The sequence below is a fragment of the Polaromonas sp. P4_F9 genome (genome assembly GCF_056401235.1).
In genome coordinates this window covers 67,811-81,637 of the sequence record NZ_JBFUJT010000005.1, presented here as the reverse complement: position 1 = coordinate 81,637, position 13,827 = coordinate 67,811, and the positions used below count along the sequence as shown (strand labels likewise).

Below are 13,827 nucleotides of genomic sequence, written 5' to 3'. Positions count from 1 at the left end.
CAAAAGTTGAAACAGGTGGTTGATGGAGGTGATTGTTGGGCTGGCGGTGTTTTGGTGAAAGTGGCCCAAATGTCAATAGTCGATAGAATCGGGCCATGTCATCCAACGCGCCCAAAAAGACATTCGGCAAAGCCCCTGGCAAGGCCAGAGCCGGCAGCGCGGCCAGCCCGGCAGTCGGCTCCGTAGTCGGGATCCGCACCGTTGCGGTGGTTGCCTTTGACGGCATCAGTCCCTTTCACCTGTCCGTGCCGTGCATGGTGTTCGGCAACGATTTTTCGGGTGCCGACCTGCCGCGGTTCAAGCTGCTGGTGTGCGCCGACAAGCCGGGCCTGCTGCAAACCACAGCCGGCTTCACCATTGCCGTACAACACGGCCTGGACGTGCTGGCCAAAGCAGATACCGTGGTGGTGCCATCATGGCGCGACCCCATGGAGCGCCCGCCCGAGGCTTTGCTCAAGGCCCTGCAGGCGGCGCACCGGCGCGGCGCGCGCATCGTCGGCTTGTGCCTGGGCGCTTTTGTCCTGGCCGAGGCCGGCCTGCTGGACGGCCGGCCCGCCGCCACGCATTGGGCTTTGGCGTCCGCTTTCGCCGAGCGTTACCCGCAGGTGCAGCTCCAGCCGGATGTGCTGTATGTCGACGACGGTGACGTGCTCACGTCTGCGGGCACCGCTGCCGCCATTGACTGCTGCCTGCATCTGCTGCGCCGCGAGCACGGCGCGGAGGTGGCCAATCGCGTGGCGCGCCGCATGGTGGTGGCGCCACAGCGGCAGGGCGGGCAGGCCCAGTACGTCGAGCGGCCCGTGCCTGCCACCAGCACCGGCCACCGGCTTTCAGTCATTCTGGCCTGGGTACAGGAAAACCTGAACCAGCCGCACAGCCTCGATGCGCTGGCCGATCGGGCCTTCATGAGCCGGCGCACCTTCACGCGGCACTTCCGGCAGATCACCGGCACCACGGTGGGCCGGTGGCTCACCGGCCAGCGGCTGGCGCTGGCGCAGCGGCAACTGGAGGCCACCGACCGCTCGATGGACCAGATTGCCATCGATGCCGGCTTTGGCTCCGTGGTGTCCCTGCGGCAGCACTTCGCGACGACGCTGGGCACCTCGCCCTCCACCTACCGGCGTGAGTTTCGGGGCAAATAGCGGTTTTTTTGGAAATGGCTGTAGGCCTGGATATGACGAGACCTGCCGGCTATAAAAACAGTAGCAATTGCAGCTTGTGCCGCAGAAGGCACTTGCTCGCCGGTTCAGGCCGGCGGCGGGGCGGCCTCGGCAGCGGCCTGACGGCGGCGATCGAGGAAAGCCTGCAGCTCACCCACCACGCCCTTGCGGAAGGCCAGTACGCAGATCACGAAGATCCCGCCAATGATGACGGTGACCCAGGAGCCGACCTTGTCGGCCAGCAGGTTTTGCAGCGAGATCACGATGCCCGCGCCAAAGACCGGGCCAAAGAAGGTGCCCACGCCGCCCAGCAGGGTCATCAGGATCACTTCGCCCGACATGGACCAGTGCACATCCGACAGCGTGGCAAAACCCATCACCAGGGTCTTGAGCGAGCCTGCCAGCCCGGCCAGGGCGGACGACAGCACAAAGGCCAGCAACTTGTAGCGGTCTACCTGGTAGCCCAGCGAGATGGCGCGCGCTTCGTTCTCGCGGATCATTTTGAGCACCTGGCCAAATGGCGAATGCACGATGCGCGAGATCCCCAAAAAGCACAGCACGAAGACCGCGACCACAAAGTAGTACATGGTGGTGTCGGATTCGAGCGAGAGCAGGCCCAGCAGGCGGCCGCGCGGCACGCCCTGCAAGCCGTCTTCGCCGCCGGTAAACGGTGCTTGCAGGCAGACAAAAAACACCATCTGCGCAATCGCCAGCGTGATCATGGCGAAGTAAATGCCCTGGCGCCGGATGGCGACCGCGCCGACGACCAGGCCAATCAGCCCGGCGGCCACGGTGCCGGCAAGAATGCCCAGTTCAGGCGTCCAGCTTTGCGACTTGATGAACCAGCCGGTGACATAGGCGGCCGAGCCAAAAAATGCGGCATGGCCGAAGGACAGCAGGCCGGTAAAACCCAGCAGCAGGTTAAAGGCGCAGGCAAACAGGGCAAAGCACAGCAGCTTCATGACAAACACCGGGTACAAGCCGATGGCGGGTGCCAGCAGCGCCAGCGCCAGCAACGCCAGGTAGGTGATACGGGTGAATTTTGCGGCTTGAGTCATGAGAGGCTTGGTCACAGGGACAGTCACAGAAGCATTGGCAGAGGCGGTTGGGGTCATGGCTCAGGTTTCCTTGCCAAACAGGCCCGCCGGCCTGACCATCAGCACGATGACCATGACGATAAACACCACGATGTTGGACGCTTCGGGGTAAAACACCCGGGTCATGCCTTCGATCAGGCCCAGGCCCAGGCCGGTAATGACGGAGCCCAGGATGGAGCCCATGCCTCCGATCACCACCACGGCAAACACCACGATGATGAGGTTCGAACCCATCAGCGGGTTAACCTGGATGATGGGGGCGGCCAGCACGCCGGCCAGCGCCGCCAGCGCCGCGCCGGCGCCGTAGGTCAGCATCACCATCATCGGCACATTGATGCCGAAAGCCTGCACCAGCGCGGCGTTCTCAGTGCCGGCGCGCAGGTAGGCACCCAGCCGTGTTTTCTCGATGATGAACCAGGTGCCCAGGCAAACCACCAGTGACACCAGCACCACCCACGCCCGGTAATTCGGCAGCACCATGAATCCGAGATTGGTGGCGCCGGACAGCAGTTCCGGTACGTTGTAATTCTGTCCCGACACGCCATACAGCTCGCGGAAAATGCCTTCCGCGATCAGCGCCAGGCCAAAGGTCAGCAGCAGCCCGTAGAGCGGGTCGAGCTTGTACAGGTGCTTGAGAAAGAGGCGCTCAATCACCACGCCGAGCGCGCCCACGATGAGCGGCGCCAGTACCAGCGCATACCAGTAATTGATGCCGAGTTTGTCGAGCATGATCCAGGCCGCAAAGGCGCCCAGCATGTAGAGCGCCCCGTGGGCGAAGTTCACAATGCCCAGCAGGCCAAAGATGACGGCCAGCCCGAGGCTGAGCAGGGCGTAAAACGCGCCATTGACCAGGCCCAGCAGCAGCTGGCCCAGGAACGCTTGATGGGGAATACCGAAAATTTCCATGGAGGCCCGTCAGTTCACGCCTTGAGAATACAGAAAACAGAAAAGCGGCCGATCGCATGCGCGACCGGCCAGTAGTCAGCTTACTTTTTGACCAGCGCGCATTTGGATTCGGCCACCGTGGTGAAGGCCTGCTCGCCCGGCACCTTCGCGATGGTTTTGTAATAGTCCCAGGGTGTCGTGGAATCCTTGGCCGACTTGACCTCGAACAGGTACATGTCGTGAATCATCCGGCCGTCGGCGCGGATCTGGCCCTTGCTGTAGAAGTCATCAAACTTCATGCTTTTCAGCGCGCCCATCACCTTGTCGGAGTCGGTGGTGCCGGCGGTTTGCACGGCCTTGAGGTAGTTGGCGGCGGCCGAGTAATCGGCTGCCTGCAGGCTGGATGGCATGCGCTTGTACTTGTCAAAGAAGCGCTTGGCAAACTTGCGCGAGGCGTCGTCCTGGTTCCAGTACCAGCTGTCGGCCAGCTGCAGGCCTTCGGTGTTGGCCAGGCCCAGGCTGTGCACGTCGTTGATGAATACCAGCAGGCCGGCGACCTTCATGGATTTGGTGATGCCGAACTCCTTGGCCGCCTTCATCGCATTAGTGAAGTCGCCCCCCGCATTGGCCAGGCCCAGGATCTGTGCCTTGGACGTTTGCGCCTGCAGCAGGAAAGAGGAGAAATCGGATGCGTTGAGCGGATGGCGCACCGTGCCGGCCACCGTGCCGCCGTTGGCCTTGACGACAGTCGCCGCGTCGCCTTCGAGCGAGTGGCCGAACGCGTAGTCAGCGGTCAGGAAGAACCAGTTCTTGGCGCCAGCCTTGACCAGCGCCGAGCCGGCCACCTTGGCCAGGGACACCGTGTCGTAGGCATAGTGCACGGTGTATGGTGAGCAGTCTTCATTGGTCAGGCGGGCGGAGCCGGCCCCGATCACGATAAAAGGGCGCTTCTTTTCAGTGGCCACCTTGGACATGGCGAGCGCCGTGCCGGAGTTGGTGCCTCCCATCAGCATCGACAGGCCATCCTTGTCTATCCATTCACGCGCTTTGGAACTGGCCACGTCAGCCTTGTTCTGGTGGTCGGCCGTCAGCACTTCAATCGGGCGGCCCAGCACCTTGCCGCCGAAGTCCTGTGCAGCCCACTTGACCATTTCACCGCCGGCCGGGCCGTCGATGTCCGCATAGAGGCTGGACATGTCGGTGATGAAGCCGATTTTTACCGGTCCCGTGTTTTGCGCGGAAGCGGCGGCGCCCAGGCCGATGGCCATGGCGGCAATGAGAGTCTTGAGTTTCATGAAAGTCTCCTTCTTGAGGTGGTGAGATTGGAACCGGGCAAGTAAAAAACGGATCAAGCGGAATCTGGCAGCGAGCCGCCTACACCCCCAAATACTCCTGCAGCATGCCCATGTTTTGCGACAACTCGGCCTGGGCAAACTGCTTGACGATACGGCCATGCTCCATGACGTAGAAACGGTCGGCCAGTGGCGCGGCAAAGCGGAAGTTCTGCTCGACCAGCACGATGGTGTAGCCCTTGGCTTTGAGCGTCAGGATCATCTCGGCGAGCTTTTGCACGATGACGGGTGCCAGGCCTTCGGAGATTTCATCGAGCAGCAACAGCCGCGCGCCGGTGCGCAAAATGCGGGCGACGGCCAGCATTTGCTGCTCGCCGCCCGACAGGCGTGTGCCAGGGCTGCCGGCACGTTCCTTCAGATTGGGAAACATGGCATAGATGTCGGCAACGCTCATGCCCCCGGGTGCAATATTGGGTGGCAGCATCAGGTTTTCTTCGGCCGACAGGCTGGCGAAAATACCGCGCTCTTCAGGGCAGTAGCCAATGCCCAGCCGGGCCACCTTGTGGGGCGCCAGCTTGATCGCTTCTTCGCCGTTGATCCTGATCGAGCCCTTGCGGGCGCCGGTCATGCCGACAATGGCCCGCATGGTGGTGGTGCGGCCGGCACCATTGCGGCCCAGAAGCGTCACCACCTCGCCTTCATTCACGGTCAGGTTCACGCCATGCAGGATGTGCGACTCGCCGTACCAGGCGTGCAGGTCTTCGATTTTGAGGAGCTCTTTGGTCATGCAGGCCTCCGCAGGGCCGCCGCAAGGAGTGCTCGGGCTCCCTCGGGGGGCAGGGAGCTACACGCAGTGAGCGAACGTGGGGGCTCTTCACCCCAGCAGGGGCCGCGGGACTGGCTTTGCCAGACCGCAGGCGCAGCGGCCCCCTCTGGGGGCAGCGCATTACACGAAGTGAAAAGCGTGGGGGTCAACATCTAGTGAGCGCCCTGTAATTCGGTGTTGGCGGTGCCCATATAGGCTTCGATCACCAGCGGATTGGCCGAAACCTCGGCGTAGGGGCCGTCGGCAATGATGGTGCCGCGCTGCAGCACCGTGATGCGGTCGGCAATCGACGACACCACATTCATGTTGTGCTCGACCATCAAAATGGTGCGGCCGGCGGAGACTTTTTTGATCAGCTGCGTGACGCGGTCCACGTCTTCATGGCCCATGCCCTGGGTAGGTTCGTCCAGCAGCATCAGCTCGGGTTCGAGTGCCAGCGTGGTGGCCAGTTCCAGCGCACGCTTGCGGCCATAGGGCAGGTTCACGGTGAGCTCATCGGCAAAACCGCCCAGATCGACTTCGGCCAGCAACTCACGGGCACGCTCGTGCAGGTGGAACAGGGTGCTCTCGGCTTTCCAGAAATGAAATGAGGTGCCGAGGTTGCGCTGCAGCGCTGCGCGCACGTTTTCCAATACCGTCATGTGGGGAAACACGGCCGAAATCTGGAAGGAGCGCACAATGCCGCGCCGCGCAGTTTGCGCCGGCTGCTCGTGCGTGATGTCGGTGCCGTTGTAGGTGATGGTGCCCGAGGTGGGGTGCAGGAATTTGGTGAGCAGGTTGAAAAAGGTGGTCTTGCCGGCGCCGTTGGGTCCGATCAGCGCGTGAATATGCCCGCGCTGGACTTTGAGGTCCACGTGGTTGACGGCAACGAATCCCTTGAATTCCTTGGTCAACCCTCGCGTTTCAAGAATGAACTCCACTGACAAATTGCTCTCCGGCAGATGATGGGGTGAACTCATGGAGTCGGTGTGGCCAGCCAGGTGGGCACAAACCGTGGTCCGATGAAAGACAGTTGGTCATACTAGCTATCCGGTTCCGGCGGCGATACCGGGTAAGACCCTTAGGTAGTTTTGCGTGATGGGCAACCCGAGTTTCGCTGCCGGCGAAGGCGAGTGAATCTTTCCGGAAAGACGGTGCGTCACGCAAATTTCTCCAGTGACCCGCCGGCCGTCCAGAGCCAGACGCTTTCGCTGCCTTCATCTGCCATCCCCTGCCATCTCCTGCCGGGGTCGGCCGCTTCCAGATCCAGACGCGGGCAAAGGTGTCATGGGCGGCATCGTGCTCAAAACCTTGAACCGGAAGTGGCCCGGGTCCGGTGGGTCACTGTTCCCGGAACCGGCCGGGCAAGCCCTCCGGCCGGGGGGCGGGTGCGTTGGCCGCGTCCGCCTCACGCGGCTGTTTCCGTTGCTGGGCCTTGCGCTGTTCCTGCTGCTGCAGCTGTTGCTGTTGCTGCGCCTGCGCCTGCGCCTGCGCCTGTGCTGCCTGTGTTGCTTGTGCCCGCTGCGCCTGCTCGCGCAGGGCGCGTTGCCCCTGCAACTCTTCGTTTTGCCGGCGCTGCGCCTCCTGTTGCTGCGCCGCTTCGCGCTGCTTGCGCTCCTGCTCACGTTGCAGTTGCTGCTGCTCGCGCTGGAGTTGCTGTTGTGCGCGCTGCGACTGTTCGATGGCGCTGCGTTCCGCTGCTGCGGCCCGTTCACGCTGGGCGCGCTGAATCAGCGACTCTTCGTTTTGCCGACGCTGAGCCTCCTGTTGCTGCGCCGCTTCGCGCTGCTGGCGTTCCTGCTCACGTTGCAGTTGCAGTTGTTGTTGTTGCTGCTGCTGCTGCTCGCGCCGGGCGCGTTGCTCCGTGTCGATGGCATTGCGTTCTGCCGCGGTCCGTGCGTCCGGGCTGGCAGCGGGCATGCTGCCCTGCTGCCGTTCCCGCTGGGCGCGCTGAATCAATGACTCGTCGCCTGGCCGGCGCTGCGCATCCTGTGGCCGTGTGGCTTCGCGCTGCTGGCGCTCCTGTTCGCGCTGCAGTTGTTGCTGCTCGCGCCGGGTGCGTTGTTCCGTGTCGGCGGCACTGCGGTCCTGCAAGGCGGGTGGGATGATCTGCCCGGACCTTGCCGGCGGCTGTGCGCCGATCAAGCCCTGGGTTGCCGGTGCGGCCGGCAAGGCAGGCTGTGCCCTGCCGTCGCGGCGCTCCTCGCGGCGTTCTTCCCGGCCGCGTACCACGGGCTGCGTGACCACCGGCGCGGGCGGCAGCGCAGCCGCTGCGGCAAGCCGGGGCCGCTGCACGTCGGGGCGCTGGGGTATTGCGCTGCGGTCGACCACCACCGGCGCCCGGTTCAGCTCGGCCAGGTTCAGCGCAAGGTTGCCGCGCACGGGCCGGCCGCGGGAAAAGTCATCCGCGCTCACCACCGTGACGGCCGCAGGTTGGCGCTGATAGCGGTAGACGTTGGTCACGTTGACCGTGGTGTTGACCACGATGTTCTGGTTCACCTGCGTCACGTAGCGCGGGCTCACCCGGTAAATCGGCCGGAAGGCCTCGCCCGGGGCCAGCGGAAACCAGCCCAGAGCGGGCCGCGGCGCGCCGCCCGAACCGATCGAGATGTTCCAGTTCACACCGCCGCTGCTGCCGCCCACAAAGACGACCAGTGCTGGTGCGTACACCGGTCGCGCTGCCAGCCGGCCCGGCACCCAGGCCCAGCGCTGACCGATCAGCGCCCAGCGGCCATAGTGACACGGTGCAAATCCCCAGGGGGCGTCGTCAATCCAGGTCCAGCCCCAGGGCGCTATCCAGCTCCAGTAGCCCATGCGGTACGGCGCCCAGTGCACCGGCACGGCGCGGGGCAGCCAGACAGCACCGTAGGTCGGGTCCTGGCTCCAGTCGCCATACAGGTCGAGCTGCTGGTAGCCGGTGACTTCGCGGGGCACATAGCGCGCCGATACCGACTGGTCCTCAAGCCGGTCACGCTCCAGAGCCCAGAGGTCAAAGCTGTCGAGCACGGTGGAGCCCGGCGCCCCGGGCGTCAGCTGCGTGCCGGTGAAGCTGGCCTGCTGCTGGCTGGCCAGCGTGACAGGCAGGCCGCTGTCGCCGTAGACGGTGCCGCCGCCGGACTGCACCACCACGCGTGTGGTGTCGGTGGCCAGGTTGGCGTCCAGCCGGTAGTCGCCCGGCTGCGAAATCACGAATGCCAGATTGGGTGTGTTGATCTCCAGGCGCTGGCCCTCAAACAGGGTGCGCACGCGCAGCCGCAGGGTGCCTTGGGCCAGGCGTAACTGGACCACGTCGTCGTCCAGCACCAGGAAGTCCAGGCTGGTCTGCTCGCTCATGCGTACGGCCGTCGAACCGATATGCAGTTCGGCGCGCGCACGCGAGCCCGTCCACAAGCGGTCACCACGCGTCAGCGGCCGGTTCAGCATGGCCGGCGTCCAGGCGCTGGCGTCCTGGGAGCCGGCGACGTCGGCCGGTGAAAAACTCACGGCCCCCTCCATCAGGTTGAGCCGGGCCACGCGGCCGGGGGGATCGATGTATGAGCCGGGCGCCTGCGCCCAGGCTGTGGCCTGCAGCACGGCCAGCAGCCCCGCCGCGACAAGCGCCGGAAACCTCCGGCAGGCGCGGGAAAGCTGGAAGCAAAAGCCGGATAAAAAAGCCGGTTGTGGTAGCGGTAATGGTGTCACGTTGCACACTCTCTTCCTGTCGATATGGCCCCGATGGGGAAACCCGGCCGTGACATGCGATACCCGGTACTGCCGCTCAAGGGGCCTGGATAGTCCTGAATGCACGACCCTCACCCTAATAACGCGCCAGATATAAGTTCGACAGCTAAGGGCCGGTAAAGATTGCACCATTTATGTGCCGCCCTGAAACAGGATGTAATGCTGGCGACAAAAGAGCGGGAGTAGGGAGTGGGGAGTGGGACGACCACACCCACTCGGTATGCCACTCGGTATGAGACGATTGCGTCATGCAGAATTTCTGGCCCTCCAGCGGCTTTGACCATCTCCAGCGCAATGAACGTGGCTGGCTCCAGCCCACTGACGATTACCTGCGGCTTTTTCTGGCCCGGCCCGAACTGGCGCCCGTGCCTGAGTCGTGCAAGGCTGAATTGGCGCTGCACGCCGCCCTGGTGGAAGCGCCGGGAAAGCCGGTGATGCCCGCCGCACTGCAGGCCCTGCAGGACGCCGATGCCCGCGAAAGCTACGGGCTGTTTCTGCGCTTTCGCGACGGCCTGCTGGCTGCCGGCACACTGGAGGCCTACTACCTGAGCCTGTTTCCCCGCGACGGCACGGGCCAGATCAACATACCGCCGCTTTTCATCGACCTGCTGGCCCACGCCATCACGCGCAACCTGCTCGACGATTCCACCGACGCCTATGAAGTGCGCGCCGGCGAGATGCTGTTTCGCAGCCAGCGCATCAGCACGGAGGGCGGGCAGGTCCTGAGCGGCGACCGTGAAACGCTGGACATGCTCAACGAGACGGGCGGCCTCGGCGATATCGGGCGCTTTCTCGCGGAAGCGAAGGCGCCGCTGCGCGATGTCGAGGTGCGCGTGCTCAGTGATGACAATGCGCCTGACTATTGGCAGCAGGGGGATCGCTACGCCTATCTGCTGGACCTGACCCACGAAGTCAGCAACGACCTGAGCCACGGCCTGGTACTGACGATGACCCGGGCCCGCTCGGGCCTGAAGGCGCTGGCGAGCGTGCTGCAAAAATGGGTGCGGCATTTTCTGGGGGTAGACGTCACCATCGCACCCGTGCAAAAGGTGGACGACGAAGCCTGGCGCTGGCATGTGGGCCTGGATGCGGAGGCGACGGCCTTGCTCAACGACCTGTATGAAGGCCGGGACGTAGCCCCCGACCGCCTGCAGCGCCTGGTGAGCCTGTTCCGGCTGGAGTTCGCGGACCCGCGTGAGATGCGCGCCGACGTGGCGGGCAAACCGGTTTACCTGGGGCTCATGATGAGCGCCGATGGCGTGGTCAGGCTGAAGCCGCAGAACCTGCTGGTGAACCTCCCGCTGCACGCGGCCTCGTGAGCGCAAGGCGCCTCTGCTTTTGCCTCTGCCTCAGTCGCTGTTCTCGACTTCCACCACCAGAACCCGGGCGGCACCTACAGGCGCTGCCACATGCGCGGTGCCCGCGCTGGCGAAGAAGATGTCACCGGTCTCCAGCATGACCGAGCACTGGCCGCCGGTATCGCGGTAACGCATTTCGACCCGGCCATCCAGCACGGCGAAGACCTCTTCGCCTTCGTTGACATGCCACTTGTAGGGCTGGTCGGTCCAGTGCAGCCGGGTGGTGATGCCGTTCATGTTGGCGATCGTCATGGCGCCCCAGGCGCGGTCTGCAGTGAAATCCTTGCTGCGGATGATCTTCATATTCGTATGTCTCCATCGTTATCGTGATGATTGCGGCGGGTTGCGGGTTATGCATTGAAAGCCCTCGCAATACTAGGGCGGGGCGCGGATGAAACCATGATTTCTTCGGGCGCTATTGATTCCATGAACGCATTAATCAGTGCGGCGTGTGCAGGCCGGGTCTTTCGCGCCCGGAGCCGTATGGCGCAATGCGGCGCTACCATGGCTGCCATGAAAAGCGTATTGCTGCCTTGTGGCGAAACCGTGCCGGCACTGGGAATGGGCACGTGGTGCATGGGTGAGGCGCCGGCGCAGCGGGCCGATGAACTGGCCACCCTCAGGCTGGGCCTGGACCTGGGCTGCACGCTGGTGGACACCGCGGAAATGTATGGCGAGGGCAGCGCCGAGGAACTGGTCGGCGAAGCACTGCAAGGGCGGCGTGATGAGGCCTTCATCGTCACCAAGGTGTATCCGCACAATGCCTCTCGGGAGGGGGCGGTGGCCGCCTGCGAGCGCAGCCTGCGCCGGCTGCGCACCGACCGCATTGACCTTTACCTGCTGCATTGGCGCGGCACCGTGCCTTTGGCGGAAACCCTGCAGGCCTTCATGGCCCTGCAAAAGGCCGGCAAGATCCGGCACTACGGCGTCAGCAACCTCGACATGGCTGACATGAAGGCGTTGTGGTTGCTGCCGGGCGGGCCGGGCGTGCAGACCAACCAGCTGCTTTACAACCTCACACGCCGCGGCATTGAGTGGGATCTGCTGCCCTGGCTGCGCGAACGCAAGGTTCCCGTCATGGCGTATTCGCCCATGGAACAGTCGCGCCTGTTGCACCATGCCGGGCTGGCTCGTTTTGCCCGCCGCCATCACCTGCAGCCCGGCCAGGCTGCGCTGGCGTGGCTGCTGGCCCAGGACGGCGTCATGGCCATCCCCAAGACAGGCCATGCGGAGCGGCTGCGGGAGAATATTGCGGCTGCCGACATCGAACTCGGCGGTGAGCAGCTCGCCGAACTGGATGCGATCTTCCGGCCGCCGGCAGGCCCTGCGCCGCTGGAGATGATCTGACGCGGAACGCAGGCAGACTTCCTCCTGGCCTTGCCCCCATCGCCGGACGAGAGGCTGGTCCCCGCGGATCACAGCCCATGGGCGGTCAGCACAGACGGGCCGGCGAATAAAATTGCAGGCTCAACCGACATCAGGCGCCAAGCGTCAGGCGTCAAGTATTACGCATTGGGCCGACGCGCTGCTTGCATGCGCGTTCCGCGCCCGCAGACCCCCAAGGAGAGCCCACCGTGCTTCGCAAGTTTTTTTCTTTCATGGCCCTCGCGCTGGCGCTGTGCGCCGCGCAAGCCCAGCCCTATCCCGCCAAACCCGTGCGCCTGATCGTGCCTTTCCCGCCCGGCGGTGGCACCGACATCCTGTCGCGCCTGGTGGCCAACAAGCTGACCGAAGCGAGCAAATGGACGGTGGTTCCGGACAACCGCGCCGGTGCTGGCGGCACCATAGGCATCGCCGAAGCCGTGCGCGCCGCGCCCACTGGCTATGACATGGTGATGGGGCAAAAAGACAATATGGTGGTGGCGCCCTGGCTCTACAAAAACCTGAGCTACGACCCGACCAAAGACCTGGTGGCGGTGGCGCATGTGGCCTACACGCCGGTGGTGATCGTCACCAGCACCGCGTCGCGCTTCAAGTCGCTGGCAGAGGTGGTGACTGCTGCGCGGGCCGCGCCGGACTCGATCACCTATGGCTCGCCCGGCAATGGCACGACGATTCATCTGGCCGGTGAGATCTTCAAGAATGCCGCCCACATCAACATCCGGCATGTGCCTTACAAGGGCTCCAACCCCGCCTTGATGGATGTGCTCGCCGGCAACGTGGACCTGATGGTGTCTTCGCTGCCTTCGGTGATGGCGCAAATCAAGTCGGGCAAGCTGCGCCCGCTGGCCGTCACGTCGGCCCGCCGCAGCACCTCGCTGCCCGAGGTGCCGACGGTGGCTGAACTGGGCTACAAGGACTTTGACGTCAGCACCTGGTATGGGCTGTTCATGCCGGCTGGCACGCCCAAGGAGATCGTGGCCACGGTCAATGCCGAGTTCAACAAGCTGCTGGCCACGCCTGACATGAAGGCGGCCATCCATGCGCAGGGCGCCGAAGTGCAGAACATGACGCCGGAGCAATTCTCCACCCTGCTGAAGGCCGACTACCAGAAGTGGAAAAGCATCGTGCAGGCGTCCGGCGCCACCATCGAATAAGCAGCACAAGGCGCAATGCCTTGTGCGCAGGCGGCGCGCCGTGCGCCCGTCCTTGCCCTTTTGTTCTTTACCCTTCCTGCAGGCGGCCCAGGCCCGCCTGCAGAGCCCGACAAATCCCTCGATAGGTGGAAACCCTGACGGCGTTCTTGTTGTCCTGTGACATGATCTAGTCATCTATAGGACTAGATCAATGACGATTCCTTCCCTGACCGTGGTGCCCACCGAACCGGGCCAAAGCCGTTATGCGGCGCTGGCCGCTGCCATGCGAGCGCGGGTGGTGGCGGGGGAGTGGCCACCGGGCAGCGCCTTGCCGGCCGAGCAGACCCTCGCCGCCGAACACGGCGTGGCGCTGGGTACCTTGCGCCGTGCCCTGGAGTTGATGGCCGACCAGGGCCTGATTGAGCGCATTCACGGGCGCGGCACCTTCGTCCGATCAGGCCTGACGGGCGCCACCATGATGCGGTTTTTCCGCTTTGGCGAGGGGACGGGCGAGGTGCCCGCCTCACGCATCGTGTCGCGCCAGACGCTGGTCGCACCTGCCGAGGTGGCGCGCCGCCTGGGGTTGGCACGCGGTGACACCGCCTTGCGCCTGCTGCGGGTTCGTTCTTTCGCGGGCCAGCCGGCCGTCTATGAAGAAATCTGGCTGCCACTGGCGCTCTTTGCCGAGCTGGCCGATGGCGACACCGGCGCCTGGGGCGATTTGCTCTACCCCCTGTTTGCCGAGCGTTGCGGTGTCCATGTGCACCGCGCGGTGGATGAAATTGCCTTTGGTGCCCTCACGGCGGCGCAGGGCCGGCACCTTGCATTGCCTGCGGGCCACCCGTGCGCGCTGGTCACCCGCAATGCGTATGACCTCGCGGGTCATTGTGTCGAAGTGCGCTTCACGCGGGGCGACGCCCATGCCTTTCACTACACCATCGCGATCACCTGAACCAATGTCCCCTTTGATCATTTCCAGAAACATCGAAAGACC

General features: G+C 64.3%; 12 protein-coding genes. 5 read left to right on the top strand and 7 right to left on the bottom strand.

Annotation, left to right across the window (positions count from 1 at the left end):
• Positions 1-95: 95 nt before the first annotated feature.
• Positions 96-1,142, top strand: a complete 1,047-nt coding sequence (locus tag AC1DUB_RS06265) for a GlxA family transcriptional regulator (protein WP_477728777.1) — start codon at positions 96-98, stop codon at positions 1,140-1,142.
• 104 nt (positions 1,143-1,246) lie between these two features.
• Here the strand turns inward: AC1DUB_RS06265 and AC1DUB_RS06260 are convergent, their stop codons facing one another.
• From AC1DUB_RS06260 to AC1DUB_RS06235, 6 genes are all read right to left on the bottom strand, one after another.
• Positions 1,247-2,218, bottom strand: coding sequence for a branched-chain amino acid ABC transporter permease (locus AC1DUB_RS06260; RefSeq protein WP_477728776.1), 972 nt, complete (start codon positions 2,216-2,218; stop codon positions 1,247-1,249).
• Between the two features lie 60 nt (positions 2,219-2,278).
• Complete coding sequence (locus AC1DUB_RS06255; RefSeq protein WP_477720092.1) at positions 2,279-3,163, bottom strand: branched-chain amino acid ABC transporter permease; 885 nt, start codon at positions 3,161-3,163, stop codon at positions 2,279-2,281.
• An 80-nt stretch (positions 3,164-3,243) separates the two neighbouring features.
• Positions 3,244-4,437, bottom strand: coding sequence for an ABC transporter substrate-binding protein (locus AC1DUB_RS06250; RefSeq protein WP_477721350.1), 1,194 nt, complete (start codon positions 4,435-4,437; stop codon positions 3,244-3,246).
• Between the two features lie 79 nt (positions 4,438-4,516).
• On the bottom strand, positions 4,517-5,221 hold the full coding sequence (locus AC1DUB_RS06245) for an ABC transporter ATP-binding protein (protein WP_477728775.1): 705 nt from the start codon (positions 5,219-5,221) through the stop codon (positions 4,517-4,519).
• A gap of 191 nt (positions 5,222-5,412) precedes the next feature.
• On the bottom strand, positions 5,413-6,219 hold the full coding sequence (locus tag AC1DUB_RS06240) for an ABC transporter ATP-binding protein (protein ID WP_477728774.1): 807 nt from the start codon (positions 6,217-6,219) through the stop codon (positions 5,413-5,415).
• Between the two features lie 361 nt (positions 6,220-6,580).
• Positions 6,581-8,920, bottom strand: coding sequence for a DUF6600 domain-containing protein (locus AC1DUB_RS06235; protein WP_477728773.1), 2,340 nt, complete (start codon positions 8,918-8,920; stop codon positions 6,581-6,583).
• A 287-nt stretch (positions 8,921-9,207) separates the two neighbouring features.
• Here AC1DUB_RS06235 and AC1DUB_RS06230 point away from each other — a divergent pair, with 287 nt between their 5' ends.
• Positions 9,208-10,278, top strand: coding sequence for a DUF6352 family protein (locus tag AC1DUB_RS06230; protein ID WP_477728772.1), 1,071 nt, complete (start codon positions 9,208-9,210; stop codon positions 10,276-10,278).
• Between the two features lie 30 nt (positions 10,279-10,308).
• On the opposite strand, the gene AC1DUB_RS06225 is transcribed toward AC1DUB_RS06230, so the two are convergent.
• The gene (locus AC1DUB_RS06225; RefSeq protein ID WP_477728771.1) at positions 10,309-10,620 is read right to left on the bottom strand and encodes a cupin domain-containing protein; all 312 of its coding nucleotides are present in this window, start codon (positions 10,618-10,620) and stop codon (positions 10,309-10,311) included.
• A 210-nt stretch (positions 10,621-10,830) separates the two neighbouring features.
• Between AC1DUB_RS06225 and AC1DUB_RS06220 the strand changes: the two genes are divergently transcribed.
• The 3 genes from AC1DUB_RS06220 to AC1DUB_RS06210 all read left to right on the top strand — a co-directional run bounded on the left by AC1DUB_RS06220 (position 10,831) and on the right by AC1DUB_RS06210 (position 13,785).
• The gene (locus AC1DUB_RS06220; protein ID WP_477728898.1) at positions 10,831-11,664 is read left to right on the top strand and encodes an aldo/keto reductase; all 834 of its coding nucleotides are present in this window, start codon (positions 10,831-10,833) and stop codon (positions 11,662-11,664) included.
• A 251-nt stretch (positions 11,665-11,915) separates the two neighbouring features.
• Entirely contained in the window at positions 11,916-12,854 is a 939-nt protein-coding gene (locus tag AC1DUB_RS06215; protein WP_477728897.1) for a Bug family tripartite tricarboxylate transporter substrate binding protein, read from the top strand.
• 190 nt (positions 12,855-13,044) lie between these two features.
• On the top strand, positions 13,045-13,785 hold the full coding sequence (locus AC1DUB_RS06210; RefSeq protein ID WP_477728770.1) for a GntR family transcriptional regulator: 741 nt from the start codon (positions 13,045-13,047) through the stop codon (positions 13,783-13,785).
• Positions 13,786-13,827: the final 42 nt, after the last annotated feature.